This is a genomic window from Furfurilactobacillus entadae (assembly GCF_045862745.1).
Classification (GTDB): domain Bacteria; phylum Bacillota; class Bacilli; order Lactobacillales; family Lactobacillaceae; genus Furfurilactobacillus; species Furfurilactobacillus entadae.
The window spans coordinates 17,532-44,481 of record NZ_BQXN01000012.1 but is presented as its reverse complement, the minus strand read 5'-3'; the positions used below and the strand labels follow the sequence as shown (position 1 = coordinate 44,481).

At 47.9% G+C, this 26,950-nt stretch carries 20 protein-coding genes, 1 tRNA gene, 1 pseudogene and 1 riboswitch; of the genes and pseudogenes, 21 read left to right on the top strand and 1 reads right to left on the bottom strand.

The window, feature by feature from the left end; genetic code table 11:
• Positions 1–4 precede the first annotated feature (4 nt).
• The 8 genes and pseudogenes from ACKTR5_RS06605 (at position 5) to ACKTR5_RS06570 (ending at position 11,054) form a co-directional block, all read left to right on the top strand.
• Complete coding sequence (locus ACKTR5_RS06605) at positions 5–268, top strand: DUF2187 domain-containing protein (RefSeq protein WP_407880170.1); 264 nt, start codon at positions 5–7, stop codon at positions 266–268.
• A gap of 385 nt (positions 269–653) precedes the next feature.
• Positions 654–2,042, top strand: coding sequence for an amino acid permease (locus ACKTR5_RS06600; protein WP_407880169.1), 1,389 nt, complete (start codon positions 654–656; stop codon positions 2,040–2,042).
• Positions 2,043–2,138: 96 nt separating this feature from the next.
• Positions 2,139–2,209: transfer RNA gene (locus ACKTR5_RS06595), tRNA-Gly, on the top strand.
• Between the two features lie 214 nt (positions 2,210–2,423).
• Positions 2,424–2,485, top strand: a riboswitch (Fluoride riboswitch).
• A gap of 59 nt (positions 2,486–2,544) precedes the next feature.
• Complete coding sequence (locus tag ACKTR5_RS06590; protein WP_407880167.1) at positions 2,545–4,914, top strand: HAD-IC family P-type ATPase; 2,370 nt, start codon at positions 2,545–2,547, stop codon at positions 4,912–4,914.
• A 76-nt stretch (positions 4,915–4,990) separates the two neighbouring features.
• Positions 4,991–6,268 carry a phosphopyruvate hydratase gene (gene eno, locus ACKTR5_RS06585; RefSeq protein ID WP_407880166.1) on the top strand — a complete coding sequence of 426 codons (1,278 nt, stop codon included), beginning with the start codon at positions 4,991–4,993 and terminating at the stop codon, positions 6,266–6,268.
• Between the two features lie 369 nt (positions 6,269–6,637).
• A complete protein-coding gene (gene treR, locus ACKTR5_RS06580) occupies positions 6,638–7,360 on the top strand; it encodes a trehalose operon repressor (protein ID WP_407880164.1) in 723 nt (240 codons plus the stop codon).
• A gap of 37 nt (positions 7,361–7,397) precedes the next feature.
• On the top strand, positions 7,398–9,056 hold the full coding sequence (locus ACKTR5_RS06575; RefSeq protein WP_407880162.1) for an alpha,alpha-phosphotrehalase: 1,659 nt from the start codon (positions 7,398–7,400) through the stop codon (positions 9,054–9,056).
• A gap of 5 nt (positions 9,057–9,061) precedes the next feature.
• Positions 9,062–11,054 (top strand): annotated as a pseudogene (locus ACKTR5_RS06570) (glucose PTS transporter subunit IIA).
• 346 nt (positions 11,055–11,400) lie between these two features.
• Here the strand turns inward: ACKTR5_RS06570 and ACKTR5_RS06565 are convergent.
• On the bottom strand, positions 11,401–12,003 hold the full coding sequence (locus ACKTR5_RS06565) for a sunset domain-containing protein (RefSeq protein WP_407880161.1): 603 nt from the start codon (positions 12,001–12,003) through the stop codon (positions 11,401–11,403).
• A gap of 448 nt (positions 12,004–12,451) precedes the next feature.
• Between ACKTR5_RS06565 and ACKTR5_RS06560 the strand changes: the two genes are divergently transcribed.
• The 13 genes from ACKTR5_RS06560 (at position 12,452) to ACKTR5_RS06500 (ending at position 26,897) form a co-directional block, all read left to right on the top strand.
• Entirely contained in the window at positions 12,452–13,156 is a 705-nt protein-coding gene (locus ACKTR5_RS06560; protein ID WP_407880160.1) for a VIT1/CCC1 transporter family protein, read from the top strand.
• Positions 13,157–13,189: 33 nt separating this feature from the next.
• Positions 13,190–13,891, top strand: coding sequence for a VIT1/CCC1 transporter family protein (locus ACKTR5_RS06555; protein WP_407880158.1), 702 nt, complete (start codon positions 13,190–13,192; stop codon positions 13,889–13,891).
• A 115-nt stretch (positions 13,892–14,006) separates the two neighbouring features.
• A complete protein-coding gene (locus ACKTR5_RS06550; protein WP_407880156.1) occupies positions 14,007–14,468 on the top strand; it encodes a GNAT family N-acetyltransferase in 462 nt (153 codons plus the stop codon).
• 258 nt (positions 14,469–14,726) lie between these two features.
• Entirely contained in the window at positions 14,727–16,418 is a 1,692-nt protein-coding gene (gene argS / locus ACKTR5_RS06545) for an arginine--tRNA ligase (RefSeq protein WP_407880155.1), read from the top strand.
• 12 nt (positions 16,419–16,430) lie between these two features.
• A complete protein-coding gene (locus tag ACKTR5_RS06540) occupies positions 16,431–16,883 on the top strand; it encodes an arginine repressor (RefSeq protein WP_407880153.1) in 453 nt (150 codons plus the stop codon).
• Positions 16,884–17,095: 212 nt separating this feature from the next.
• Positions 17,096–19,249 (top strand): PBP1A family penicillin-binding protein, encoded by a 2,154-nt coding sequence (locus ACKTR5_RS06535; protein WP_407880151.1) that lies wholly within the window; start codon positions 17,096–17,098, stop codon positions 19,247–19,249.
• A gap of 165 nt (positions 19,250–19,414) precedes the next feature.
• Positions 19,415–19,768 (top strand): YlbF family regulator, encoded by a 354-nt coding sequence (locus ACKTR5_RS06530; protein WP_407880149.1) that lies wholly within the window; start codon positions 19,415–19,417, stop codon positions 19,766–19,768.
• 111 nt (positions 19,769–19,879) lie between these two features.
• Positions 19,880–21,124, top strand: a complete 1,245-nt coding sequence (locus tag ACKTR5_RS06525) for a metallophosphoesterase family protein (RefSeq protein WP_407880148.1) — start codon at positions 19,880–19,882, stop codon at positions 21,122–21,124.
• Positions 21,099–23,621: an ATP-binding protein gene (locus tag ACKTR5_RS06520; RefSeq protein WP_407880146.1), complete on the top strand. Its 2,523-nt coding sequence runs from the start codon at positions 21,099–21,101 to the stop codon at positions 23,619–23,621. Before ACKTR5_RS06525 ends, ACKTR5_RS06520 begins: the two co-directional genes overlap by 26 nt.
• A 26-nt stretch (positions 23,622–23,647) precedes the next feature.
• Positions 23,648–24,619 (top strand): 3'-5' exoribonuclease YhaM family protein, encoded by a 972-nt coding sequence (locus tag ACKTR5_RS06515; protein ID WP_407880144.1) that lies wholly within the window; start codon positions 23,648–23,650, stop codon positions 24,617–24,619.
• Positions 24,620–24,745: 126 nt separating this feature from the next.
• Positions 24,746–25,315, top strand: a complete 570-nt coding sequence (locus ACKTR5_RS06510; protein ID WP_407880143.1) for a TetR/AcrR family transcriptional regulator — start codon at positions 24,746–24,748, stop codon at positions 25,313–25,315.
• A 129-nt stretch (positions 25,316–25,444) separates the two neighbouring features.
• On the top strand, positions 25,445–26,593 hold the full coding sequence (locus ACKTR5_RS06505; protein ID WP_407880141.1) for a YhgE/Pip family protein: 1,149 nt from the start codon (positions 25,445–25,447) through the stop codon (positions 26,591–26,593).
• Entirely contained in the window at positions 26,586–26,897 is a 312-nt protein-coding gene (locus ACKTR5_RS06500; RefSeq protein WP_407880140.1) for an ABC-2 transporter permease, read from the top strand. Before ACKTR5_RS06505 ends, ACKTR5_RS06500 begins: the two co-directional genes overlap by 8 nt.
• Positions 26,898–26,950 lie beyond the last annotated feature (53 nt).

The following is a 26,950-nucleotide window of genomic DNA, read 5'->3' as shown; positions in this document are numbered from 1 at the left end:
ATAAATGGCTGAATTACACGTTGGAGATGTTGTTACCGCTAAGAAGTTTGGTCCGTTTGAACATGATTTCGGTGGTGAACTGGAAAAGGTTTATGAAAACTCGGCCCTTATTTTAATCGATGATTATAACGATGGTGATAGTATGACGGTTAGCGAAATGAACCGTCGGGCCGTGGTTAAAAACGATGACATCAAAGTGATCAAGGCAGCACCAGTACCTGAGCCAGATCCAGATGCTGAAGATGACGACGATCAGGATAAAAAATAACAATGATGAGCATGGCCATTAACGCCGTGCTCTTTTTTGTATGTCAAAATTAAAAAGGTTGACGACATTCTCATGGTAATGTAATATGTCGTTAATTTAACAAAACCGTTGATTGAATGTTGCGGAGTAGGCAAGTCGTTATGCAAAGCGAGTACCGTTGGTGAAAGGGTATGATGACCACTTGTTTGAAAGGTAAATTCAGGCACACACCACTCGAGGTGTGTCGGGGGACGCCCCGTTATCCACCAGTTTTGTAGAGGAAACTTTGCAAAGAAGAGATGACACTGTCATTGAAAAAAAGGTGGTACCACGTGAAAACGTCCTTTAGATCTTAACTGATCTAAGGGACGTTTTTTTGGACCAACGGGAATGAAAGGATGAGTTTATGCCAACACAAGAACAAGCACCACAGCTAGAACGATCATTAACAAGTCGCCATATAACCATGCTGGCGCTCGGTGGCGCCATTGGTGCCGGGTTATTCAAGGGAAGCGCGAACGCGGTCCACACAGCGGGACCAGCCGTCATCTTAGCCTATTTGCTTGGTGGACTCATTTTGTTGTTCATCATGCAGGGAATGGCGGAGATGGCCGCCAATAATTCATCCGCGACCGGATTTTCTGGGCTCTTGGCGCCTATCTTGGGTCCGTTTGCGGCGTACATGGTTGACTGGGCGTACTTCACGATGTGGTTTGTCGACATCACCGCCGAAGCCATTGCCGCAGCTAGTTTCATTCAGGTTTGGTTTCCACAGGTGCCGACGTGGGCGATCGTTTTGGTCATTGCCGTCACCATTTCTGGAATCAACCTCATGTCGGTTCGTTGGTTTGCTGAAACAGAGTACTGGCTGGCAATAATGAAGATTTCTGTCATCATCTTTTTTATCTTTGCGGGTGTCTTTTTGATTGGCCGCAACATGGTGACAGCACCGCATGCGTTTACAAATCTAACGGCTCACGGTGGCTTCTTCCCTCATGGGGGCTTTGGTGTGTTAAGTGCCATGCTGATCGTCATTTACTCATTTGCGGGTTCTGAGTTAATTGGGATTACGTTAGGTGAAGTGAAGAATCCGCAAAAGGTGATTCCTAAGGCAGTTCACGGCATCATGGTGCGGATCATCACATTTTATCTGATTCCATTTTTTATTATCGTCACGTTGTTTCCGTGGAACCAACTTACAGATAAGGTGAGTCCGTTTGTTGCCGTTTTTCAACTGTTAAACATTCCGTATGCCTCGGACATTGTTAACTTCGTCATCATTTTGGCGTTAATTTCATCCATTAATTCCGGCATTTATTCGGCCTCACGACTGTTATTTGTTCAAAATCAACGAAACCGGCGGCAAACAAAGGTGACCGCCGCGCTAACCCGGTTGAATCGCAATCACGTCCCGTTTGTTGCGGTCCTTACTTGCTCACTGTCATTGTTTGCGGGTGTTTTGGTTACGTTTTTCATTGGGAATACCTTGTTTACCTATTTGGTAGGTTCCATCAGTTACACCATTTTAGTGATTTGGATGTTGCTCTGTGTGGGGCATATTCGAAGCCGGAAGGTGGCCTTTGACGTGAACACGTATCACACAAGTTTATATCCGTGGACGTCGTGGTTTTCATTAATCGCGTTGGTGTTGGTCTTCTTTGGGATTTTATTATCAACAACGTGGATCGTAACGGTCTTAACGGTTGGCATCTACGTTGGCCTGTGTGCGTATTATTACCTGACGCAACGCACAGCGTTAGATCATAAGAACTCTGGTGAAAAGCCTGCCGCATAAGTGAATGACAGGCGAACCCGAAATTTGGTGCATAAAATTAATAAAAAGTGCTGACAGAAACGGATTGCTATGCTAGACTATAAAAGTTGAAGTTTTGCGGGTGTAGTTTAGTGGTAAAATCCAAGCTTCCCAAGCTTGTGTCGCGAGTCCGATTCTCGTCACCCGCTTAAATTAATTCTTTTATCGAAAACGTCATGACTCAGATGAGCCGTGACGTTTTTTTGTTCATTAAAAATGACTGCACCGTTTGAATGAGTGATTGTCAATGAAAATCAGGCGGTCGTTTTCAAACACGTGATGAAAATTTTCAAAATAATCAACAAAGTAAACATTTTTCCTTGCAACTCAGTAACCGAAGAACTATTATAAGTGCGTAAAGAAAATTTAATTGGCGATGACGTTCGCCATAAAGGCCTGCGGGTTCTGATGACGTCTACTACATCTTTTTTGGTGTGGTAGGCGTCATTTTTTTGAACCAGCACATTGAGGGGGGTTGGTAAAGATGGAACAAACAGAAAGTGAACGGCACCATGTTGAAACAGTGGATCGGTTTGAGCAACAGTACCGCGGACAGGGGTTAACCGGTAGTGAGCAAGCGGCCAGTCGGCAGGCACACGGTGACAACCATGTTGCCTATCAACAGACAACGTTCTGGCAAAGTACGGTAAAACGGCTGTGGGGGCCCATTCCATGGCTCCTTGAGGCGGCAATTGTGTTTGAATTGGCGCTTGGAAAGCTCTTGCAGGCGGTTGTGGTCGTTGGCATGCTACTCTTTTCAGCCATTGATGGCGCAATTCAAGAACGCCGGGCTAACCGGGCACTAAAGCTCGTTCAGCAAGGATTAGTGCCAACGGCGCGCACCTTAAGCGATGGCCAGTGGGCGTTTCAACCAGCCGATGACTTGGTGGTTGGGGACATCATCCATCTTCGTGCAGGCGACATGGTTCCGGCCGATGCCCGCATTGTTGTTGGGCAAGCGAGTGCTGATGAATCGGCAGTGACGGGTGAAACGGTTGCCGTCGCGCGAGAAACTGGTGATCTACTAACGGCTGCGAGCATGGTCGTTGGTGGCGAAGTGATTGCCGAAGTAAGTGCGGTCGGGGCAACCAGCAGTTATGGGAAGACCGTCACATTAGCACAAACTGCGGATGTTCCAGGGCGACTGGAACGGTTATTGTTCACGGTTGTTCGCTACTTAGCCTACTTAGATGCAGCACTAACCGTGGTGTTAGTGATTGCCGCAATTTTCCATCACACCAGTTGGCAAGAGTTATTACCATTTATTGCAATTTTAATCATCGCGACGATTCCAGTGTCGATGCCAGCAAGTTTTACGGTCGCCAATGCGGTTGAAGCACAGGTGCTTGCGCGGGAGAACATTCTTGCAACGGGGCTTAGTGGGATTCAGGAAGCCGGGACGATGGACGTTCTGTTGGTTGATAAGACTGGGACACTGACAGAAAACAAACAGGCATTAGTGAGTGTTGAACCAGTTGTAACCTTTACCAAACAACAATTGTTATCGTGGGCGCGGGTTGCAACCAGCGCAACAGCTCAGGACGCAATCAGTAAGGCTGTGCAGGCGGGAACCAGTCAACAAGCCGCCATCATTCCCACCGTGACAGAATTTATTCCGTTTGATGCTCGGAAAAAGGTTGCCGAAGCCAAAATTATTGAGGACAGTGTTGCAAAGACGATCACGTTTGGGGCGCCAGAGGCCGTGGCCACTCGGTTAAATCTAACGGTGTCGCAGTCAGCGATTAGCAACTTGGCCGATCAAGGCCAGCGGGTTCTAGCGGTTGGGGTCACAGATGATCAGCAACAATCACAGTTAGTTGGGCTCCTCGGGTTTTCTGACACACTCCAGCCGAATATTGCTGATCAAATTGCACAGTTAAAAGCTGCGGGGATCAGAATCGTGATGTTAACTGGTGATGGCGTGAGCACGGCCCAAGCAATTGCCGGTCAAATCGGCTTAACGGGCGCAATCGTTAATGGCATCGATCACCCCGTTGATTTAACGACCATTGGTGGGTTTGCTAACGTCTATCCACAGGATAAACAAACAATTGTTCAGCGTTTCCAAGAAGCAGGTAACGTGGTTGGGATGATTGGTGACGGGGTCAATGATGCGGCCGCTCTTCATCAGGCAGACGTTGGCATGGCCGTTTCTAATGCCCGTGACATCGCTAAACAAGCGGCTCGGTTAGTGTTGGCTCATGCTGGGCTGATTGATGTTGGTGTGGTCGTTGCAAGTGGTCGGCGCGTATATCAGCGGATGATGACCTGGACCATCACGAAGTTATCACGGACAGCGGTCCTCACAGCCCTGTTAACGTTTGGGTTTATGCTAACGGGTCGTTTCCCAATTTCACTGAATTTAATTGTTTTGATCGTGGTGCTTAACGATTTAGTGACATTAGTACTGGGAACCGACCGGACGGGTGATCTCCAAACGACACCGCGGTGGGATCTCCCGACCATTAGCCGATTAGCTGCCTGGTTGGCCACCGGCTGGTTGATTGTAGGCTTAGCGATGATCATTTTAAACCAACAAATTTGGCACTTTTCCGCCGGCTGGGTCAGTTCGACGTTATTGATGTACCTGATGTTTTCCTCAATGATGACAATTTTGATGACCAGAACGGATAAGTCATGGTGGCGGAGTTATCCAAGCCGGGCAGTTTCCGGAATGGTTGGCTTAAACATTGTGGTGACAATTGTTATTGTGACCGCTGGTTGGTTGACCGGTGGGGTTAGCGTGGTCACCACGGTGTTGGTCTTAGGCACAGTGTTAATTGTCGGAACACTGCTGGATGCGTTTAAACAACGTTTCTACCGGCGCCATGTGATGGGAAGTGATGGTGAATGAGGCGGCTAACGAATCAGCTCATGTCAAACTGAACTTGTCACATTAAAAAATCATGTAAATAAAGGGAGTCGAAATTATGCAAACAATTGAACAGGTTAAGGCACGCGAAATCTTTGATTCACGGGGCAATCCAACCGTCGAGGCAGACGTCATTCTAAGTGATGGGACCCGCGGGCGGGCAGAAGTTCCGTCCGGAAAATCAACGGGAGAAAATGAAGCCGTCGAGTTACGTGATGGTGGTGACCGTCTCGGTGGGCGCGGCGTTAGCAAAGCTGTGAACAACGTTAATACGGAAATCAATGCGGCATTAAAGGGGAAGTCGCCGTTTGACCAAGCCCAAATCGATCAGGTGATGATTGATCTGGATGGCACACCGAATAAGGCCCGGTTGGGGGCAAACGCGATTCTTGCGGTTTCAATGGCAACGACCCGGGCAGCCGCAAATGCGAAGGGCGAACCGCTGTATCGTTATCTGGGTGGTGTCGACTTAGAGTTACCACAAACGTTCCATAACGTCATTAACGGCGGGGAACATGCGGATAACGGGATCGATATGCAAGAATTCATGATTACACCCATTAAACGGATCAGTTTCCGTGACGGGTTTGAGAAAATTGTGAACACGTACCACACGTTAGCGGGCTTACTGGAGAAGGCGGGATACGCCACTGGTTTAGGTGACGAAGGTGGTTTTGCGCCAGACTTGCCTTCGAGTGAAGAAGCATTAAAAATGCTCCATGAAGCAATTATCGCAGCTGGTTACGAACCCGGGACCGACATTGGTATTGCTTTTGATGCGGCAGCCACGAGTTTTGCACAACCAGACGGGACGTATAAGTTTGAAGGATCAGTCAAAACAGCCGACGAAATGGCAGCTTACTACACAGGCCTTCTCGATGCGTTTCCGGAAATTGTGTCGATCGAAGATCCGTTTGGAGAAGACGATTGGGATAACTTTGAGAAGTTCACGACGGCAAATGGTGACCGGGTTCAGATTGTGACGGACGACAATATTTGTACAAATCCAATCCTTATTCGGAAAGCCATCAAGCAAGGGATGGCTAACAGTTTATTGATCAAGCCAAACCAAATCGGGACGATCACGGAAACACTGGAAGCAATTCGGCTAGCCCGTAAAAATGGCTACACAACGATGATGTCACACCGTTCTGGCGAAACGGGTGATCCATACATCGCTGATTTAGCAGTTGCAACAAATGTTGGCGAAATTAAGAGTGGTGCGCCGGCGCGCAGTGAACGGGTGGAAAAGTACAACCAGTTCTTGCGCATTGAGGAAGAGCTTGGAAAGAAAGCACGGCTTGCTCACTTTCCGAATGTAATTGATTTAGACTAAGCGATAAACATGCGTAAGCGGAGTGCCTAATTTCCATTTTTGGAAGTTAGGCACTTTTTTTTGACAGCGATTTGGTTCGGAAACGTGAGGGTGGATGACAAGCTCAAATTAGGATGAGCGTCATCAAACACTTATGGGCTGCTAATGTTTAGTCGCTGAATCTTTACATAGACAAGACAGTTGATCGTTGGCTTTTTTAATATTTTTTTCAAATGGGTTGCTCTGGGAAAGTTCCTTTAAGACTGGGCATTGAGCAACTAAATGTGTGGATAAGACTGCCGCGTGGTGATCCCAACACTTGCGGGATTGTATAGACAAGCTTTATCGTCATATATGAAAGCGGTTACAAAAAAGAGAGGAGGTTTCTCAATGCTTAAAAAATACACCAGTGTGTACGATACGTTAATGACAGAAATTAGTCGTGGTGAAATTTCTGTTGGGACATTCCTACCGGGTGAAAACCAATTAGCTGAACGGTTTGAAACATCGCGGGAAACGATTCGCCGAGCGTTGACCCTGATGCAGGAAAGTGGTGTCATTCAAAAGATTCGGGGCAAGGGCTCACTGGTGTTAGCACGAAGTGATTTTGTTCTTCCAGTTTCTGGTTTGACCAGTTATAAAGAGGTTTCTGAACGGTTGAGCATTCGGGTCGATACGCGTGTGCAGCGAATTGAAGGGCGGCCATTGCCAGTCCGCGATTTTCGGGCATTAAATCCAGATATTACGGCTCAAACAATGCTCTATGTGGAACGGCTTCGGGTGATCGATGGCCTGGCCGTGATTATTGACAAAGATTATATTTCTCCAGACGTTGTGTTAACGATTCCAGAGGTCAAAGCGGCAAATTCATTGTTTGAATATTTCGAACATGACTTGGGTCTAAGCATCGGTGTCGCCCAAAAGCTCATTACCATCGAAGCAGCGACCCAAACGGATCGACGGCTTCTTGATCTTGACGGCCAGACGGACATTGTGGTGGTTCGGAGCAAAACGAGTTTAACGGATGGCCGCACGATTTCTTATACAGAGTCACGGCACAGAGCCGATAAATTTCGGTTTGAAAGCTTTGTGCGCCGGATTCATGCGGAATGAGTGGGAAAAATCAAGGCTGGAGAGAGGAAACAGAACAATGGATTTTCGACAAAAGGTGATCTATCAAATTTACCCAAAGTCTTTTTATGATAGCGACGGTGATGGGCTGGGGGATCTTCGGGGCATTATCGAAAAAGTCCCGTATTTACAGTCGTTAGGCATCGACATGGTTTGGCTTAACCCGTTTTTTGTTTCGCCGCAACGGGATAATGGTTATGACGTCGCGGATTACCGCGCGGTTGATCCACGATTTGGAACCATGGCGGACTTTGAAGAATTAGTCGCCGTACTTAAAAGCGTGGGTATTGGGATCATGCTCGACATGGTGTTTAACCACACGTCAACGACTCATCCCTGGTTTCAAGCTGCGCTGGCTGGCGATGAAAAATACCAAGCATATTATCTGATCGAGGCGCCGAAACCGGATGGCTCATTACCGACCAATTGGCAATCAAAGTTTGGTGGCCCCGCCTGGGCGCCGTTTGGAACGACTGGAAAATATTATCTACACCTCTACGACCAGTCACAGACCGATTTGAACTGGCGTAATCCGGCGGTCCGCAACGAATGCGCCCAGATCATTAATTTTTGGCGTCAAAAGGGGGTCCAGGGATTTCGTTTTGATGTTATCAATGTTATTGGCAAGCCAGAGCCACTGATGGATGCGATTGCCGGAACGGATGGTCGCACACGTTACACAGATCAACCGGTCGTGGAAACGTACCTTAAGCAGTTAAATCAAATGAGTTTTGGCCGTGATCCAGAAATCGTGACGGTCGGTGAATTATCTTCGACCACAATGGCCGCGAGCGTTGCCTACACCAAACCGCAAAATCACGAACTGAACATGGCGTTTAATTTTCATCACTTGAAGGTGGATTATGACCACGGTCAAAAGTGGACCGATCAGCCCGTTAATTACCGGTTGCTCAAGGAAACATTGACCAAATGGGAAACAAATTTAGCAGCTGACGGCGGCTGGCCAGCACTTTTTTGGAATAACCATGATCAGCCGCGGGCGTTAGACCGGTTTGGCGATGTGGGCCGCTACCGGGTTCAGGCCGCTGAAATGCTGGCAAATGTCGTTCACCTGTCGCGGGGAACCCCGTTCGTTTATCAAGGGGAGGAACTGGGGATGAGTGATCCTGAGTACACCAGCATGGATGATTATGTTGATGTGGAGGCGCACAACGCGTACCAGGCATTGCTTACGGCAGGCAAAAGCCCCGCAACGGCGTTTCGAATCGTTCAACGGAAAGCGCGGGATAATAGTCGAACACCAATGCAGTGGCAAAATGATGTGCAGGCCGGTTTTACCACGGGGACCCCGTGGCTGCGCGCCACTAATCAAGCCATCATTCACCAGGGCGCACCAATGAGTCAACAAATTTTTAGCTACTATCAACGACTGATTGCGTTACGCCACACGTTCAAATTGATCAGTGACGGTGACTTTCTCGCTGTTCCGACGGTTGATGATGATGTGTATGGTTTCGAGCGTCGCTGGGGCACAGAACGGTTACTGGTGGTTGCAAACTTTTCGGGGCACACCAAGCCATTTCAAGTGCCGAGAGACTATTTAGACGCTCGCGTGTTAATCAGTAATTATGTGGACGCAAAGCCAAATGATCAGATATTACAGCCTTACCAAAGCACTGCATTTTACGTTGGTAATCACTTGTTGAGAGGGGATTGAGCACAATGGCAAACAATAAAGCATCAATTATGGCACCAGTTACAGGGCAGATGATGCCCATCACTGATGTAAAGGATCCGGTTTTTTCACAAAAAATGATGGGTGATGGGTTTGGGATTGAACCAACAGACGGGCACATTGTCGCTCCCGTTAGTGGCACGGTGATGTTGGTTGCGCACACTGGCCATGCGCTGGGGTTTAAAACGGCGAGTGGGATGGAAGTGCTCGTTCATCTAGGAATTGACACGGTGGAGCTAAACGGAGGTCCGTTTGACATAACGATCCAGGAGGGCGCTACCGTAACTGCTGGCGATGTCGTTGGCAACCATGAACCTGGCTGAAATTGACCACGCAGGCAAGCAAAAGACCGTGATTACAGCTATCACTAACACTGATGCTGTTTTGGATCATTTAACGGTTAAACCAGGAACGGTTACGGCTGGTGATGTTGCGGCGGATGTAACCCTCAAGACGGCTCAACAAGATTCAGCGGCAGCGTCCACGACTAAGGGTGAATCCAAGTATGAAACACTGGCTAAACAGATCGTGCAACTCGTTGGTGGCAAGGCCAACGTGAATAGCGTGATTCACTGTATTACACGGGTGCGTTTTTACCTCAAGGACGATCACAAAGCGGATGACGAGGCCATTCGGAACCTGGATGGTGTTATTGATATTGCCAAGTCAGGTGGTCAGTATCAAGTTGTCATCGGACCAGCCGTGACGGAGGTTTATAACGGGGTCATTAAGGTTCTTGGACCCGAATTTTCTGAAGACGGTGACGCCAGTGTTGCAGCGCCAAAACAGGTCGCTCCTAAAGGGATGTGGCCAGCCACAAAGTTTTACTTTTCTCAGTTGATCGGTGTGATTACTGGGTCCATGATTCCCATCATTGGTTTAATGGCCGCAGCTGGGATCTTAAAGGGCACGCTCGCGTTAGCGACCACGTTTCATTGGGTATCTGCCACCAGTTCAACGTACGTGATCGTCAGCGCCATGGGGGATTCAGTCTTCTTCTTCCTCCCAATTTTTGTTGGTTACACGGCAGCGCGCCGACTTGGTGCCGACCCGATCATTGTGGCCATTATTGGTGGGGTTATGACTTACCCGACGATTGTTAAAGCGGCCGCCCAGACGTCAAAAAGTTACTTTCTCGGCGTCAACATGAATGCCAATCTCTTTGGACTGCCCATCCATTTAGTGAATTATTCGTACTCCATCTTCCCAATTATTGCGGCTGCGTACATGGCTGCCAAACTAGAACCATGGTTAAAGAAACATATGCCAATGGCATTGCAAATGATCTTTAATCCATTGATTGAAGTGTTTGCGGTCAGTGCTGTTATCCTCATTGTTGTGGGGCCCATCATTAGTATTTTGAGTTCTGGAATTGCCGCTGGCTTGATGTGGCTTTATAATGCCAGTCCGACAGTTGCCGGGGTAATTATTGGCGGGTTCTACCAGTGTCTCGTTATCTTTGGGTTGCACTGGGCGGTGATCCCAATTGTGGCTAATCAAATTGCTGCGGACGGAAGTTCTCAAATTAACGCATTAGTTTCTGCTTCCATGGTGGCGCAAGGTGGGGCGGTCCTGGCAATTCTCTTAAAGACAAAAACGGCCAGTCTTCGTGAACTGGCTGCTGGGGCCACAATTTCTGCGTTTAGCGGAATCACGGAACCCGCAATGTACGGGATTAACCTGAAGTATGGGCGGGCCTTTATCACAGCTTGTATTGGTGGTGCTGCGGGTGGTCTCATAACTGGTCTATTACGAGTGAATATGTGGGGATTCACGGGTTCCTTGATCGGTTTTACGTCGTTTGTTAATCCAAAGGGACTAGATGCCAGCTTCTGGGGGTACTTGTTGGCCAGCGCAACGTCATTGGTCGTTTCGTTTGCCTGCACGTGGGCCTTTGGGTTTAAAGAAAGCGACGTCGCTAATAAAAAGATGGGCGTCAAGAAAGTCCGTCTGGGGAATCGTGAACCGGTTGCGCACTAGGTGAAGCGACGTGCTGCGTGTTTGCTCCAATATGGTAGCTAAACTTAAATCCTGGCTTATTCTGACTGGATGTGTTATTCTACTACCAATGAGTTGAAAGTAATACTCATCCTCTCGGTGACTTGGAACATCATTGAAAGTCACTATTTAATGTTTAACGAGATTAAACCAATAGTTAATTGAAGCCTCGATCTTCGTCGTTATGACAAGGTCGGGGCTTTTTGTGTTTCGTTGGTTGGCAAGGATTAAACAGTCAGAAATAATAAAGGCACACAGTCACCTGACTGTGTGCCTTTATTATTAGCGAGAAATGGTAACGACTTCCGGTTAAATTAAGCGGAGAAACTTACCGAAGTGACTTTCGATAGCCAGCAGCCTGCGCTTCTGATTCTGAACTGAATGTAACAGCGTTAGCGGGGCTGATATGATAGGATGCCTGATCTGGCATGTGGTAGATGTGTGACTTTGAATCACCGATGATACCGCCCTCTGTGGTCGCCACCGTTGAGGATTGTTCAGCAACGGCCTTTTGTGAGCTTTCTGCGGCCGCGTTCGCGGCGGATTGGGCACTCGATGACTGCTTGGCAGCGTCAACTGATTGGCGCGAAGCGCTTTCTTCAAGTGATTGGCGCGCCGACGTACTTTCAGCAATAGACTGGCTCATTGAGTTTCGAGTTGAAGATGATGAATCGTCAACGTGTGAACTTGTGATTGTTTTAGTGGCTTTTTTATGCTGACGAGGTGACGAACTGCCCGTTGAAGTAGTGGATCGTGGTGCCGTGGTTTGCTCAGAAGAACTAAATGGTCCGATGAGTGATGCAATGGCGAAAATACTGGTGAGAATTAGTAAGCTCATTCGTAGCCACTTTGTCATTGTTTTTCGTTGATAAAGGCGGTAGGCGGCGTAAGCAAAAAGGGCGGCAAATAAAAGACCAAAAAATTTATCCATAAACGAGACTCCGTTTTCGTTTTAAAATCGTAAAGAAGTGGTGGCCGTGAAAAAAGCATGCGATGGCACATGATTCACGCAGTGCAAATGGTAATAATGGTTTTTGAAAATAAATGAAATCGTGCTTGAAAATTATTTTTAATAAATATTCATAAGATTAGAATTTTTTATAAAATCATTTTTAACTGGATTTTGACGCCAAAAAGATGGTTTTATAAATAGGAATTAAAATTCTTTTCTATAAAAAATATTTTATAATAAAATATATAAGTGGTCAACTAACTTATTGAAAAGTAAATTAAATTAATTTACACGTGACATTTAACTAAACTACCGCGAGTGTCTGTTTAATCGGACTTGCAGTTCAGCAGGAATGTGGTACGATATTCATAGATATTTAGAATCATTCTAAATGTAAATGAATGAAACAAAGAATGGGGCAATTAGGATGGAAACAACAGTAGAGAAGAAGAAGCGGCCGACCGCCTCACTAGCACAACGCATCAACATCATGCGAGCTAGCGTGATGGGTGCTAACGATGGCATTTTATCTGTTGCTGGGATCGTTATCGGGGTGGCGGGAGCGACGAACAGTCCGAACGCGATCTTCCTAGCCGGGATTGCCGGCATGCTTGCCGGAACAATTTCTATGGCGATGGGGGAATGGGTCTCCGTTAGCACGCAGCGTGACTCGGAGCAACGGGCCATTCAGCGTGAAACAGTTGCAGTTGCTGAACACATGCCGGAAGAAATCACCTTTATTAAGGATAAGTATATGCAACAGGGGATTTCAGCAGAACTTTCTGAACAAGCGGCCCATGAAATGATGGCCGGTGACCCGTTATACATTGGGGTCCGGGAACGTTACGGCTTTGATCCTAAAGTGAAGACCAGTGCCATTGGAGCGGCAGTTGCATCCATGATTTCGTTTCCGCTGGGATCAATTTTGCCCCTCGTTGCAATTACCTTCTTCCCGGCCCGAATCCGGATTATTGCCACGATTATTTCAGTAATAATTGCGTTATCAGTTACCGGATTTACAGCCGCAGCTCTTGGAAATGCGAACCGCTATAAAGCAACACTGCGAAATGTTGTTGCTGGGATTCTGACGATGGCCGTTACCTATGCCATTGGTTTGTTATTTGCACGGTAGGCTTATCGAGAATGAGGAAACGAGGGAAAGTGAATGCAACAAGATGGGGTTAAAACTAAAACACGGCCAAAAATGACCATGGCGGAACGATTGAACACGTTACGGGCTGGTGTGCTCGGCTCAAATGACGGGATCTTAACGGTTGTCGGGGTACTGTTTTCAGTTGCCGTGGCAACAACCAATCAGTTCACAATTTTTATTGCTGGTTTGTCAGATTTACTCGCATGTGCGTTTTCGATGGCTTCTGGTGAATATGCGTCGGTCAGCTCACAAAAAGATACAGAAAAGGCCGTCGTGGCCGAAGAAAAGGCGCTGTTGGACAGCCAACCAGACGTCGAGGCTGGCATTGTCAAAGCGTACTACGTTGAACGAGGGGTTAGCGAGGAGACCGCCCAGGCAATCACAAACGAACTTATGCACGAAAATCCACTGGGCACGTTGGTTCGAATTAAAGATGATCTTGAACTAGGTGAATACATGAATCCGTGGAACGCTGCGTTTTCATCGCTCTTTGCGGCAGCGGCCGGAGGACTGTTTCCACTTTTTGCGATGACCTTTTCACCAGTTAACATTCAGTGGCCCATGACAATTTTTGCCGTGACCCTGTCCGTGGCCTTAACGGGTTATCTAAGTGCCAAACTGGGGGACGGCTTAGCAAAACGTGCCATCATTAGAAATGTGATTGTTGGCCTTGTAACGATGTTCATTCACTACCGCGTGGGGTTACTTTTATAATTAATGATGAAAAGACTGACCTCTGTGTCAGTCTTTTTTGACAGTTAAAATGCGAAGGCCTTAGCGTTGATAGCACGTGGCCTGTGTTATACTGACGAGCAAATCATTCTAGGAGGTGGTTTCAACGCTTAATAAATCATTTTCGGCGTTATCAACGCCTGAGTTGTACCAGATCTACCGTGCACGAACGGATGTCTTTGTTGTTGAACAAAACTGTGCCTATCCCGAGGTCGATGACATTGATCTTACGGCTCAGCATTTGTTCGAGCAGGCGGCTGATGGTCATCTTGAAACGTACTGTCGCATTTATGCCGGTGCGCAAGGTGCTGTGTGGCACATCGGCCGGGTATTAGTGGCGCAGCAGGATCGTGGCCGCGGCTTGGCGCGACAAGTATTGACGACCGCATTAACGTGGCTTTCTGAACAGACGACCGCAACAACGGTTGAAGTTGAGGCACAGGTGTATTTAACCGCTTTTTATGCCTCGCTTGGTTTTAAAGCAGAAGGTGATGCATTTGATGATTTTGGGATTATGCATCAGAAAATGACGTTGCAATTGGTCGCCAACGGGCAATGATTGTGTTTCACGATAAAGGCTGTTATAATATCAAGAGTTTCCGGTTAGAGAAGTAGTTTCACCACTGAATCCTAAGCGAGTCGCGGTCGATGGAAGGCGATGGTTCAGCGAAACGAAGCGTGTTAACCGTTTGATAAATTAATCAATGAGTGGGATGACTGGTAACAGCCGTCCAATAAGAGTGGTACCGCGGGCAACCGCCTCTTACATGAACATGTAGGGGGCGGCTGTCCTTTTTTATGCAGAAAGGATGACATTATGGATAATAAAACTTTAATTGCAACAGCTATTAGTACAGCTTTAGATGGTGAACTGAGTGTTGAGACCATCGTTGATAAGTTGGAACAACCAAAAACTTCTGACCTGGGAGACTGGGCCTTTCCCGCCTTCATGTTGGCAAAAACGATGCACAAGGCACCAAACATGATTGCCGCTGACCTGGCTGAAAAAGTCGCAACGGATGACTTTGAAACGGTTCAAGCAGTGGGACCATACCTTAATTTCTTCTTGAAAAAGGGAAATTTTGCGGTTGATACGTTAACCGCCGTGCTAACGGAAAAGGAAAATTACGGTCAACAAGACATTGGCCATGGTGGTAACGTGCCGATCGACATGTCATCCCCAAACATTGCCAAACCAATTTCAATGGGGCACTTGCGTTCAACTGTGATCGGAAACGCATTGGCAAACATCCTAGCTAAGACGGGTTACAATCCCGTCAAAGTAAACCATTTAGGTGACTGGGGAACCCAGTTTGGAAAGTTGATCCAAGCGTATAAGATGTGGGGAAGCGAGGAAGAAGTTAAAGCTGACCCCATCAACAATTTACTGGAATACTACGTGCGTTTTCATGAAGAAGATAAAGCGCATCCTGAAATGGACGATGCTGCCCGTGAATGGTTCCTGAAGCTTGAAAACGGGGATGAGGAAGCCATGCGCTTGTGGAAGTGGTTCCGGTCAGAATCACTGAAATCCTTCATGAAGATCTACGATGAGTTAGGAATTACGTTTGATTCCTATAACGGTGAGGCCTTTTATAACGATAAAATGGCTGAAGTGGTTCAAATTCTGGAAGACAAGCACCTGCTGCATGAAAGTAAAGGGGCCGAAGTTGTCGACCTGGATAAGTATGACCTGAACCCGGCCCTGATCAAAAAGTCTGATGGGGCAACACTGTACATTACCCGTGACTTAGCTGCCGCTATCTACCGGAAACGTGAATACAACTTTGTGCAATCCCTGTACGTTGTTGGGGCGGAACAAATCAACCACTTCAAACAATTGAAGGCTGTGTTGACGGAAATGGGCTTCGACTGGGCCGACCAAATTCACCACGTTCCGTTTGGATTGATCACGTTAAACGGGCAGAAGTTGTCAACTCGGTCCGGCCGCGTTGTCTTATTGGAAGATGTTTTGAGTGATTCCAAGAAATTGGCAATGAAACAAATCGAGGAAAAGAATCCTGATTTAGCAAACAAAGAGACGGTTGCGCACGAAGTTGGTGTCGGGGCGGTTATTTTCCATGACTTGAAGAACGAACGCATGAACAGCTTCGACTTTAACTTAGAAGAAGTGGTTCGTTTCGAAGGGGACACTGGTCCTTACGTGCAGTATGCGCGTGCGCGGGCTGAGAGTATCCTCCGGAAGGCCCACAAAACGGACTTCGCGATGGATGACCTGAGCATTGACGATCCAGCTGCATGGAACACGATCAAGTCATTAAGTGAATTTGACCATGTTATCAGACGCGCCGTGACGGATTACGAACCATCGATCATTGCCAAGTACGCAATCAACTTGGCCCGTGATTTCAATAAATACTATGCAAATTCTAAGATTTTGGTGGAAGACGCTGGGTTAAACGCCCGTTTAGCACTGGTTAAGAGTGTCAGCATCGTTCTGAAAGAAAGCTTGCGGTTATTGGGCGTTGATTCACCAGACGAAATGTAGGGTGGTGGCTGAATGCGAAAGCAAGATCGGCAGGCAGCAATTTTAGAGTTGGTGCGCAGCGAACAGGTGGTAAACCAGGATGACCTACAAAAGCGTTTGGCTGAAAACGGCGTTTCAACAACACTTGCCACATTATCTCGCGACTTAAAGGAGCTCCACATTGTGAAGGAGCCAACGGTCACGGGACCGGCAGTGTACCGTGTCCTAAAGCAACCGGTTCCGGTGCCAATGGATCACTTTGCACAGCAATTTGGTGAAGTGGTGGTGGATTTCACCCAGGTTGAATTTATGAACGTTGTGAAAACCACGCCAAGTGACGGAAACGCACTGGCTGCGTTAATTGATGAATTAATGGAGTCACGGATTACGGGCACGTTGGCCGGTCATGACACCATTTTGATCATTAGCCCGAGTAAAATGGCGGCAACGTCATTACACGAGATGTGGGCTGCCTACTTAAATTAGTAACCTGAGACGGACCGCTTTCCTAACGTTGGAAAGCAGCCCGTTTTTTTTGTTGCCCCAGGCACTAATGACGGAAAGAAACAGGGTAACAGGCAGCGGTTAATGATGTGGCGTTGTAAAAAATGGTTAAGCTCGGTTAAATCGTGATTTCCGTTTGGGGTTGTGTGGTAAGATACACGGGACGATTTTGACGAGAGAAAGGTACGAAAAATATGAAGCGCAATCAACATCCAGACGGTGGCCCATCATGGCGCGATAATGCTGTGGTGCAGTGGTTTAGCCGGTTATTGAGGACACTATGGCGGCACTTACGTCATTTTTGGCACCGATTCCAACTAACCCGGTGGCTTATCGTGATTATTTTGAGCGTTGTGTTGGTCATGAGTGCGTACCTAACGTTTGAGGCAAAGACGGCCCACGTTGGTGACCTAAAGGCGGCGTTATCACAACCAACCACCATTTATGACCGTGATAATAAAAAGGCCGGTGAACTATACTCACAAAAAGGGACCTATGTGTCACTGGATAAGATCTCCCCAAACATCCAAAATGCGGTGTTATCAACCGAAGATCGTAATTTCTACCATGAACACGGGTATTCCGTGAAGGGACTTGGTCGGGCGGCCTTCTTATTGCTACGAAACAAGCTTCTCCACCGTGACTACATTAGTGGTGGGGGCTCAACGTTAACGCAACAGTTAGTCAAAAATGCGTACCTATCGCAGGAACAAACGGTCACGCGGAAGGCCAGAGAAATCTTTATTTCGATTGAAGTTGAAAACGTGTATTCCAAAGAGGATATCCTCGCCATGTACCTCAACAACGCCTACTTTGGCCACGGGGTCTGGGGTGTTGAAGATGCCTCAGAGCGGTATTTTGGCAAACATGCGTCAGCACTAACTGCACCCGAGGCGGCAGTGCTAGCTGGAATGTTGACGTCACCAAGCGGGTACAACCCTGTCGATCATCCGGAGGCTGCCAAGAAGCGGCGTAACGTGGTTCTTGATCTGATGGTGGAAAACAAGAAGTTAACCACAGCGCAGGCGGCCAGCTATAAACAAACTGCCTTAACAACAACGGATAATTACGCGGCGAATAGTTCATATAAATACCCGTATTTCTTTGATGCAGTGGTTGACGAGGCCATCTCCAAGTATGGTCTAACGGAATCCGACATTATGAACCGGGGGTACAAGATCTACACCACGTTGGATCAGTCACAACAGACCACCATGCAAACGTTGTTTAAAAATTCGGCCAACTTCCCGGCGAATGCGGCGGATGGCACCATGGTCCAGGCGGCAAGTATTGCGATGGATCCATCTGATGGTGGTGTGACAGCTGTTGTTGGGGGCCGGGGGGAGCACGTTTTCCGTGGCTTTAACCGTGCCACCCAGTCGCTGCGGTCACCTGGATCAACAATTAAACCATTTGCGGTGTACACACCGGCCATTGAGAATGGTTATTACTATGATTCAGAGCTACAGGATAAAAAGCAGTCGTATGGGGCCAATAACTACAGCCCAAGTAATTACGGTGACATTTATCGTGGTAAAGTGCCAATGTACCAAGCGCTTCAAAATAGTTATAATGCGCCAGCAGTTTGGTTATTAAACAAGATTGGGGTTCAAAAGGGGTATGATTCTGCCCAGAAGTTTGGCCTCGGTCTTGATAAATCTGATGATAACCTGGCGATGGCTCTTGGAGGAATTAAAAAAGGGGTTACACCACAAACCATGGCCCAGGCGTTCACAACGTTTGCCAATGGTGGAAAACTGACCCAGGCCCACTACATTACAAAGATTGTGGATGCTTCAGGAAAGACAATCGTTGATAATGAGTATGATCAACCAAAACAGATCATTAGTAAGAAAGTGGCCAATGAAATGACCAGTATGATGCTGGGCACGTTCTCTCACGGAACCGGGGTTTACGGCAAACCAGCTAACTACCAGGTCGCCGGTAAAACCGGGACGACCGAAGCAGATGGTGTGAGCGATTCAGCCGGGACCACGGATATGTGGGTCGATGGTTACACGCCAGACATCGTTGTGGTCAACTGGGAAGGCTTTGATCAGACCAGTAAGGGAGACCATTTGGATGTTCCGGATGGGTTAACCGTTGGGTCTTTATATAAGGCGGAAATGACGAGCATCATTCCAACAACAAATGAGACACAGTTTACGGTGAAGGACGCCAATACCCTCGCGGCCTCAGAAAATTCTGCTTCCAGTGATGGTGACATGTGGAGTAGCATTCAGGATGGCGCCGGTAAAGTCACTGATTCAATCGGTAAGGGTGCGGATTCCTTAGCACAAAAAGCAAAAGGATTTTGGGATAAAGTGACCGGCAGTTTTGGTCACTAATCGGTTTAAGAATAAGGTAGCTGACGATGAAACGATAAAAGTCAGCTACCTTATTTTTTAATCCTCGTTGAATGCTAAATTCCTGTTAAATTAGGCGAACAGCTGTTTTGATCACTGGAGAAATGGTAAAATGGTGAAGTACTTTAATTGAGGAGGCTACCCATAATGGCAGCAGATATTTTAGCAGATGCAAAAACAATGGCAGGAACGTTAACTGCTAGTGACGAATTTAAAGCATTAAGCGATGCTTATACAGCAATGAAGGCAAACCAAGATGCGTTTGACACCTTCAAAAAGTTCCAAGACATGCAAGTGACTTTGCAACAGAAGCAAATGCAAGGTCAGGACATGACTGAAGAAGAAATGAATGACGCACGTGAATTGGCCACTAAAGTTGGTGAATTCGAAGAAGTGAAGACGTTGATGCAAAAGGAAGAAGCAGTGAACAACTTGCTGAACGAATTGAACAACGTCATTACGAAACCAATCCAAGATTTATACCGCGACTCAGTGAACTAGGACCGGTACATGTGAACGGTGAGAACAAGTCTGGTCGTCGCGGAAGTTTCCGTGGCGGCTGGGCTTTTTTCGTCCAGTACGCACGTTAAATGAAAAAAAGGGGGGCTCACCATGAAGTTTATTCATGCAGCGGATCTACATTTAGACAGTCCGTTTTTAGGACTCAAACAGTTACCCCAATCGTTATGGGAACAAATTTATCAATCACCATTTACGGCGTTGACGCGCATGGTTGATGATGCGATTAATGAAAAAATCGATTTTATGCTGATCAGTGGTGATGTGTATGATCGACAAGATCGGGCCATTGGCGCGCAGGCGGCATTTTTGACGCAAATGAATCGTCTTGATCAGGCCAAAATTCCGGTTTATTTGAGTTATGGGAATCATGATTATTTAACCGGCACGACGGATACGTTGCAGTTGCCACCAAACGTTCATGCGTTTGATGAAACGGTTAGCACACAAACACTGACGACAACAGATCAAACAACGGTGGCCATTACCGGCTTTTCGTACGCGAACCGGGCGGTAACGACTGATATGATTCCTGATTACCCAGTTCGGCAACCCGGAGTGGATGTTGCCATTGGGATGCTTCATGGGTCCGTGGCCAGCGTCGATGCGCCCCACGCAACGTACGCGCCGTTTAGTCTTCCTGAATTGACCAGTAAACACTATGATTACTGGGCGTTAGGGCACATTCACAAACGGCAAGTTTTGCAGGAAACACCGTGGGTTATTTACGCCGGCAACCTTCAGGGGCGTCACGCAAACGAAACTGGTGCAAAGGGGTACTACCTTGTGACGGATGATCACGGCACACTAACACCGCAATTTCGGGCAGTGGCACCAGTTATTTGGCAAACGGTCACCGTTGATTGTTCACAAACGACCGATTCGGACGGGGTGTTAGCGGCCATTCAGGCGCAGTTAGTTGATGAGCAACAGACTGATGATTTAATGCTCGTTGCTGTGACGTTAACGAAGACCGCTGGGCTACCAGAGACGGTGCGCACCCGGTTGACTAACGATAGTCTGCTGACGGTTCTCCAGACACAACAGGTTCACCGGTTACAAAATGGTCATGGCCGAATGGTCGTTAGTTTACGGGTGGAAGAAATCGCGGCAACACCAGCGTTTAGTACATTGGACCAAACGTATTGGACGCAGGCCGCCGAATCCGTTTTTACGCCGGAAAACATTACGGCACTTGCAGATCAGTTATTAGCGGAGACCGCGATTGACGATGCGGTCAAGATGGCCTCCGTGGCCGCCCTTAAAACGGCAGCAGAAACACTCATTAACCAAGAAAGCGTGGGGGTGAGCAATGAGAATCACACAAGTACACATTGACGGATTCGGGAAGTGGCAAAACGTCGACTTTACGTTTGATGACCACTTTCAAATGATTTATGGGGCAAACGAGGCTGGGAAAACAACCCTTCAACGGTTTATTCACGGCGTTTTGTTTGGCTTTGCAACGGGAAAGCATCCCGCCGAACAATACATCCCGAAGAGTGGTGCGGGGTATGGTGGGGCGGTGACGTTTGTGGCAAATGACAAAAATCAGACGGTCTACCGTGTTCAACGAACAGCAGGGAAGAGCGGTGGTGACGTGACGTTACTAAACGTCACCACCAACACAACAGTGGACATCCTGTTACCAGAATTGTTGGGTGGTGTTGATCAACAGTTTGCTGAATCAACTTTTAGTTTTGACCTTGCAGGGCTTCAAGCATTGACAGCGACCTCACAAGAAGCACTGATTGCAAATGTGCAACGGGTCGGGGCTGTCGGTAGTCAGGCGTGGATCGAGCTCGCAGAACGGCTAACCAAGGCGGCGGATGACGTGTACAAACCACGTGGTCGGAAGCCGCGGCTTAACCAAGAGTTGGCAACGTATCATGATTTACAGGATCGGGTTCGTCAAGCAGCCGACCGGTACCCGGCGTTTGTTCAATTACAGCGTGAGATCCAGCAGGGCAACGCTAATGTGGCCGGCTTAACCAAGCAGGTCAGTGATCTTCGTCAGCAGCGCGACCAACTGGCGACGGTTCAGCGGTTGTGGCCAACGTACGAACATTATCAGGAGCTTCAAGCGGCGGCGCCAGCGTTAACGGCGCAAATCGATGATGACGTGTACAACGACTTTCTAGCAATTCGGGCTGAACACGAGTCGTTAAAAAAATCGTTGGAAGACCAGGCCCGTCAGTTAGCCGCAACTGATGATGCGCAATCACCAGAAACGGCATTTTACATTGACCACCGCACAGCGTTTACAGATCAGGCGAAGCAGTTTGATCAGGTCCATGATTGGCTTCGGGAACGGCAGGCCGGGCGTGATCGGCGGACAACCATGACGACTAATCGCGACGAATTAGCGATGGTGCATCACTGGCAACCGCCATACCCGACACCACTAACATCAAACGAACGAACGGCTCTGCAACAGCAATTGACGCATCAAAACACGGCGGATGGTTCGTCAGTTTCAAGTGCTCGCCAGTGGTGGGGCGTTGGTGCTGGTGGCGTCCTTGTGGTTTTAGGCTTGCTGATGAGTAGCGGCATCAAATGGGGCTTTATCCTTGCCGGGTTAGCGCTGGGGGTTGCCGGTTGGCAAGGCTGGTTGGCCGGCGTTACGGCGCGTGTGATGGGACAACCCGTTAGCAAACAACAGGTTGTTCCGCCCGTAGACATTCAAGAATTAGCCCAGAAGCACTATTTGACCGGAATCCCGGTTGCTGACTGGCTTAGTTTACAGGCTGACAGTGAGACGGTGACAACGCTAACCGAGCAAATTGATCAGTTAACAAAGCGTGACCATGAGTTAAACGATGAAGTGGGGCAGTACTTTAGCCGTTACGGTTTCGCTGATCAATGGTTACCATTAACACAGTTGTCAGCTGCTGACGCGTTAAGCCACGCGGAGGCGTACGAACGCCGAATGAGTGCGTTAGTGGCAACGGATTCCGCCCGTGCGGAACAACGCGTTAAGTTGATTCAAACAACTGAGCAAATGCAGGCGCGGCAAACTGAATTAACGACGCAACTTGGAACGCTCCTAGCAAAAGCAAACGTGGCGAACGCCGAGCAATTGGTGGCTGCTTATCAGGCACAACAGCAAGATCAGCAACGACAGGCCCAGCAAGCGGCACTCGGTGAACAGTTGACGCCGGTCATTCAAGCCCAGTTAGCCCAGTTTAGTGATCAGGCAGCGGTAACAGAAGCCGTTCAGGCGGCGACCACGGCGTATGCAACTGCTGTAGCCCAGCGGGAGCAAGCGCAACGACAAGTTGCTCAGCAACAAGCGCAGTTTACCCAGCAGGCCGAGCATGATGTTTATCCACAGTTACAACAGGAACTTGCGAACCAGACGACAACCATTGTTGATTTAAGTCGGCAGTGGTTGGTGAATCAACTGGCAGCGCAGTGGATTGATCAGTCACTAACGGCTGCCTCGAGTGACCGGTTACCGCTCATCATTGAACGAGCAGAGCAATACTTTGCGACGCTGACGCTCGGGCATTATCCTGAAATTAAATTAACGGGTACTGACCTCCAAGTGGTGACAACCACCGGGACCCGTTTTACGGTCGCCGAGCTATCACGCGGAACGGCAGAACAATTATACGTTGCCCTACGGTTGGGCTTTGCGAGTGTCATGGGTGACCGTGTGCCGCTGCCGTTAATTGTGGATGACGCGTTCGTTAACTTTGATGAGGAACGGCGAGCAGCCATGATAAGCTTGTTAAAGCAGTTTGCAGAGCAGATTCAGGTGCTGTACTTTACGGCAGATGAACGGTTGCTAACAACGGTCACCACCGCCCAACAATTACGATTATCACGATAAAATTGATGTAAACGAGGAGAAGCAAAATGCCAGAAAAACAGTTAATGGCGTTCCAAGTGGATGAAGAATTTGATCTGTTTGTTTTGCTGAAGGGGGCTGATGTCCGGACAGCAAAGAACGGCAAGCAGTTTATCCACCTAACGTTTGAAGATCAATCAGGCGAGTTAGCGGGAAACGTTTGGGATGCAAATGAACAAGACATTCAAACCTATGTTGCGGGACAAGTGGTGCTTGTCCACGGAAAAAAGGAATTGTATCAAGGACGCCCACAGCTCAAAATTTTAAACTTACGGTTGGCCAATGACAGCGAACCACATGACCCGTCAGCATTCGTCGCTCACGGACCAATGTCGCGCGCGGCGATGGAAGAAGAGATTTCAAACATTATTTTTGAGATCACAACGCCATCATGGAACCGGGTGGTGCGGACGCTGTTACAACGGCACGCGGATGACTTCTACAGCTTCCCAGCAGCCAAAAAGAACCACCATGCGTTTGCCGGCGGATTGGCGTATCACACAATTTCCATCGCCCGGCTTGCTAAAACGGTGGCCGATCTCCACCCGAACATTGATCGCTCCTTGCTGTACGCTGGGGCCTTGTTACATGACCTTGGAAAGACGACGGAACTATCGGGACCAGTGTCAACCACATACACTTTGGCAGGCAATTTGATCGGGCACATTGTCCTCATCGATGAAGAAATTGTTGATGTGTGTCACGAACTGCACTTTGATCCTGAAGATGAGGAATTGATCTTGCTCCGGCACATGATCCTAGCACATCATGGCCTAATGGAATACGGTTCGCCAGTTCGCCCCCACCTGTTGGAGGCGGAAGTGCTTCACGATTTGGATGAGTTAGATGCCAGCATTCAAATGATGACAACGGCCGTTGAACACACTGAACCGGGGGCCTTTTCTGAACGAATCTTTGGCCTGGACGGGCGCAACTTCTTTCGACCAACGGCGGAAGAAACAAATGAACAACCAAAATAATAATTTATAAGACTACTTAAAAACGATCAGGGGATGATTCCCTGATCGTTTTTGTGTTGGCCAGCTGGTTATTAATAATTCCTGTTATAATCAAGAAAACGCGGCCTAAGTGAGGGATGGTTAGTCATGAAAAGTGAACGTCAGCGGCAACAAACTGAAGCCAAAATTGAAACGGCAGTGATTCAGCTTATTTCAAATAAAGGATTTAGAAAGATGAGCGTTAGGGACATTGTCGAAACGGCTCATATTAGTCGAGGCACCTTTTACCTACATTATTTAGATAAGTTTGATTTGTTGGAAAAGTATGAAGACCGTTTGATCGACGGTGTGGAAAGGGTCTTTAAAACACACGCGAAACGAGAAATGCCTAAAACCGTTTTGCAGGCTGAGGATAACGCTTTTTATTGGCTCTTTAATTATTTAGATGCACACCGGCAACTAGTGAAGGCATTATTGAAGACGCCAGAATCACAGTTGGCTGATAAGATGAAGCAAGCAACGAAAGCTGAAATCACGAAGGGGGTCAGTGACGCGCCACAAGCGGCACCGGCGGCTGATTACAACATCCCGTCGGCCTATGCTTGTGAAATGTGCTCGCGACAATTACTTATTGGTTACGAGATGAGCGGTCAGAAACAGTTGCTGACGTTTTCCAGATTTTTATCGCGAGCCACCAACTATCAGCCGTTGAATTAGCCCGGTTCGTTTAGACGCTTCCCAAAAATGAACACTTGGCGTCGTTTTGCACATTGAATCCCGATAAGTCCCCGACTAGGATAATCCTTGAACCAAGCGTCAAATGGTTTACGAGGGGAAGGGATTTAAATGATTAAAAACGAGTGGAACCAATTATGGAAAAAGCCGGGATTGGTAGCAGCGTTACTTGCGATTGCGCTGATTCCCGCCATTTACTGCTTTCTCTATTTATCATCCATGTGGAATACGTACGGAAGGGTGGACCACATTCCGGTAGCGGTCGTTAATCATGATCAGGCGACAGCCGTTCACGGGCGGTCGATTGATATTGGCCGCCAGTTGACGAATAAACTTAACAATTCAAAGTCGATGGATTATCATGTTACAACAGTAAAGGCCGCACGTAAGGGGATTCGGACTGGTGGCTACGACATGGTGGTGACGATCCTACATAATTTTTCTAAACGTGCAATAACGTTACTTACTAAAACACCGCAACTGGCGAAGCTCAAATTTACGATCAACTCAGGCCGCAATTTTATCGTTTCAAAGATGACAACTGGGGCGACAACAGTGATTCGAGCAAACGTTTCAAAGCAGGTAAGTCAAATGAACGTCGCCGCTTTGCTGAGCGCATTTAAGGGTGCCCAGGCAGGAATGGCAACGGCTGGGCAAAAAACTGGCACCGTCACAGCGGGACTAACAAAAATTAGTCAGGGCTTGCAAACTGTGGATGGCGAAAATCAGGAACTAGACCAGCAGTTAGGGTCTAACCAAGTGGCACATGCAATTGCTGCTCAAACGGCGGGATTAACCGCGGGGATGCAGCAGGCGACCGCGGGCGAACAGTTGTTGACGAGTCATTTAACGAAGGGGGCCATTCAGTTGGCCCAAATTAAACAGACAAATAAGACGGCAAAAGTGTTGGCTTCACCCGTGGAATCATCCACAACGGATGTTGCAAAGGTTCCGAATAACGGAACCGGGATGGCACCATTCTCAATTGCCATTGGGGTCTTTGTTGGCGGCATTGGTCTTGGGACTATGTTTGATGCAAGCTATTCAAAGAAGCACACTGATTCAGCATGGCGGTACTGGTGTGGCAAAATTTCAATTATTGGGGCGGTTGGCCTCTTACAGGCGGGCATCTTGATTCCGACATTGGCTTTCGGGAACGGGCTTCATGCTGTCAATGAAGGAAAACTTAGCGTCATGATTGTGTTGGGCGCGTTGACATTCTTATCATTGATTTTTCTGTTTGCGGGTGGTCTTGGGTGACTTTGGCACGTGGCTCATTACAATCTTACTGGTGGTGCAGCTCTCTGCGGCAGCCGGATTGTACCCGGTGGAATTAACGAGTAACTACGCCCGGATCATCAATCCGTACTTACCAATGACGTACCTCATTGATGGGCTTCGGCAGGGAATCTCGCTGAACGGTGGGATTGGCGTTGATGTGTTGATGCTTTTGGGCGCATTGGTGCTTGCAAACGGGTTGATCATTGTAAAATACGCCATGGATCGGCGGAAAAGTAAGGTTCAAAAGACAACTGGTAAAATCCTTAAGGCAGGGGCGGTTTAGTTAGACAGGACGGCTAGTGCTCAGTGAATGTTAATCCATAGGAAAACCCCAAA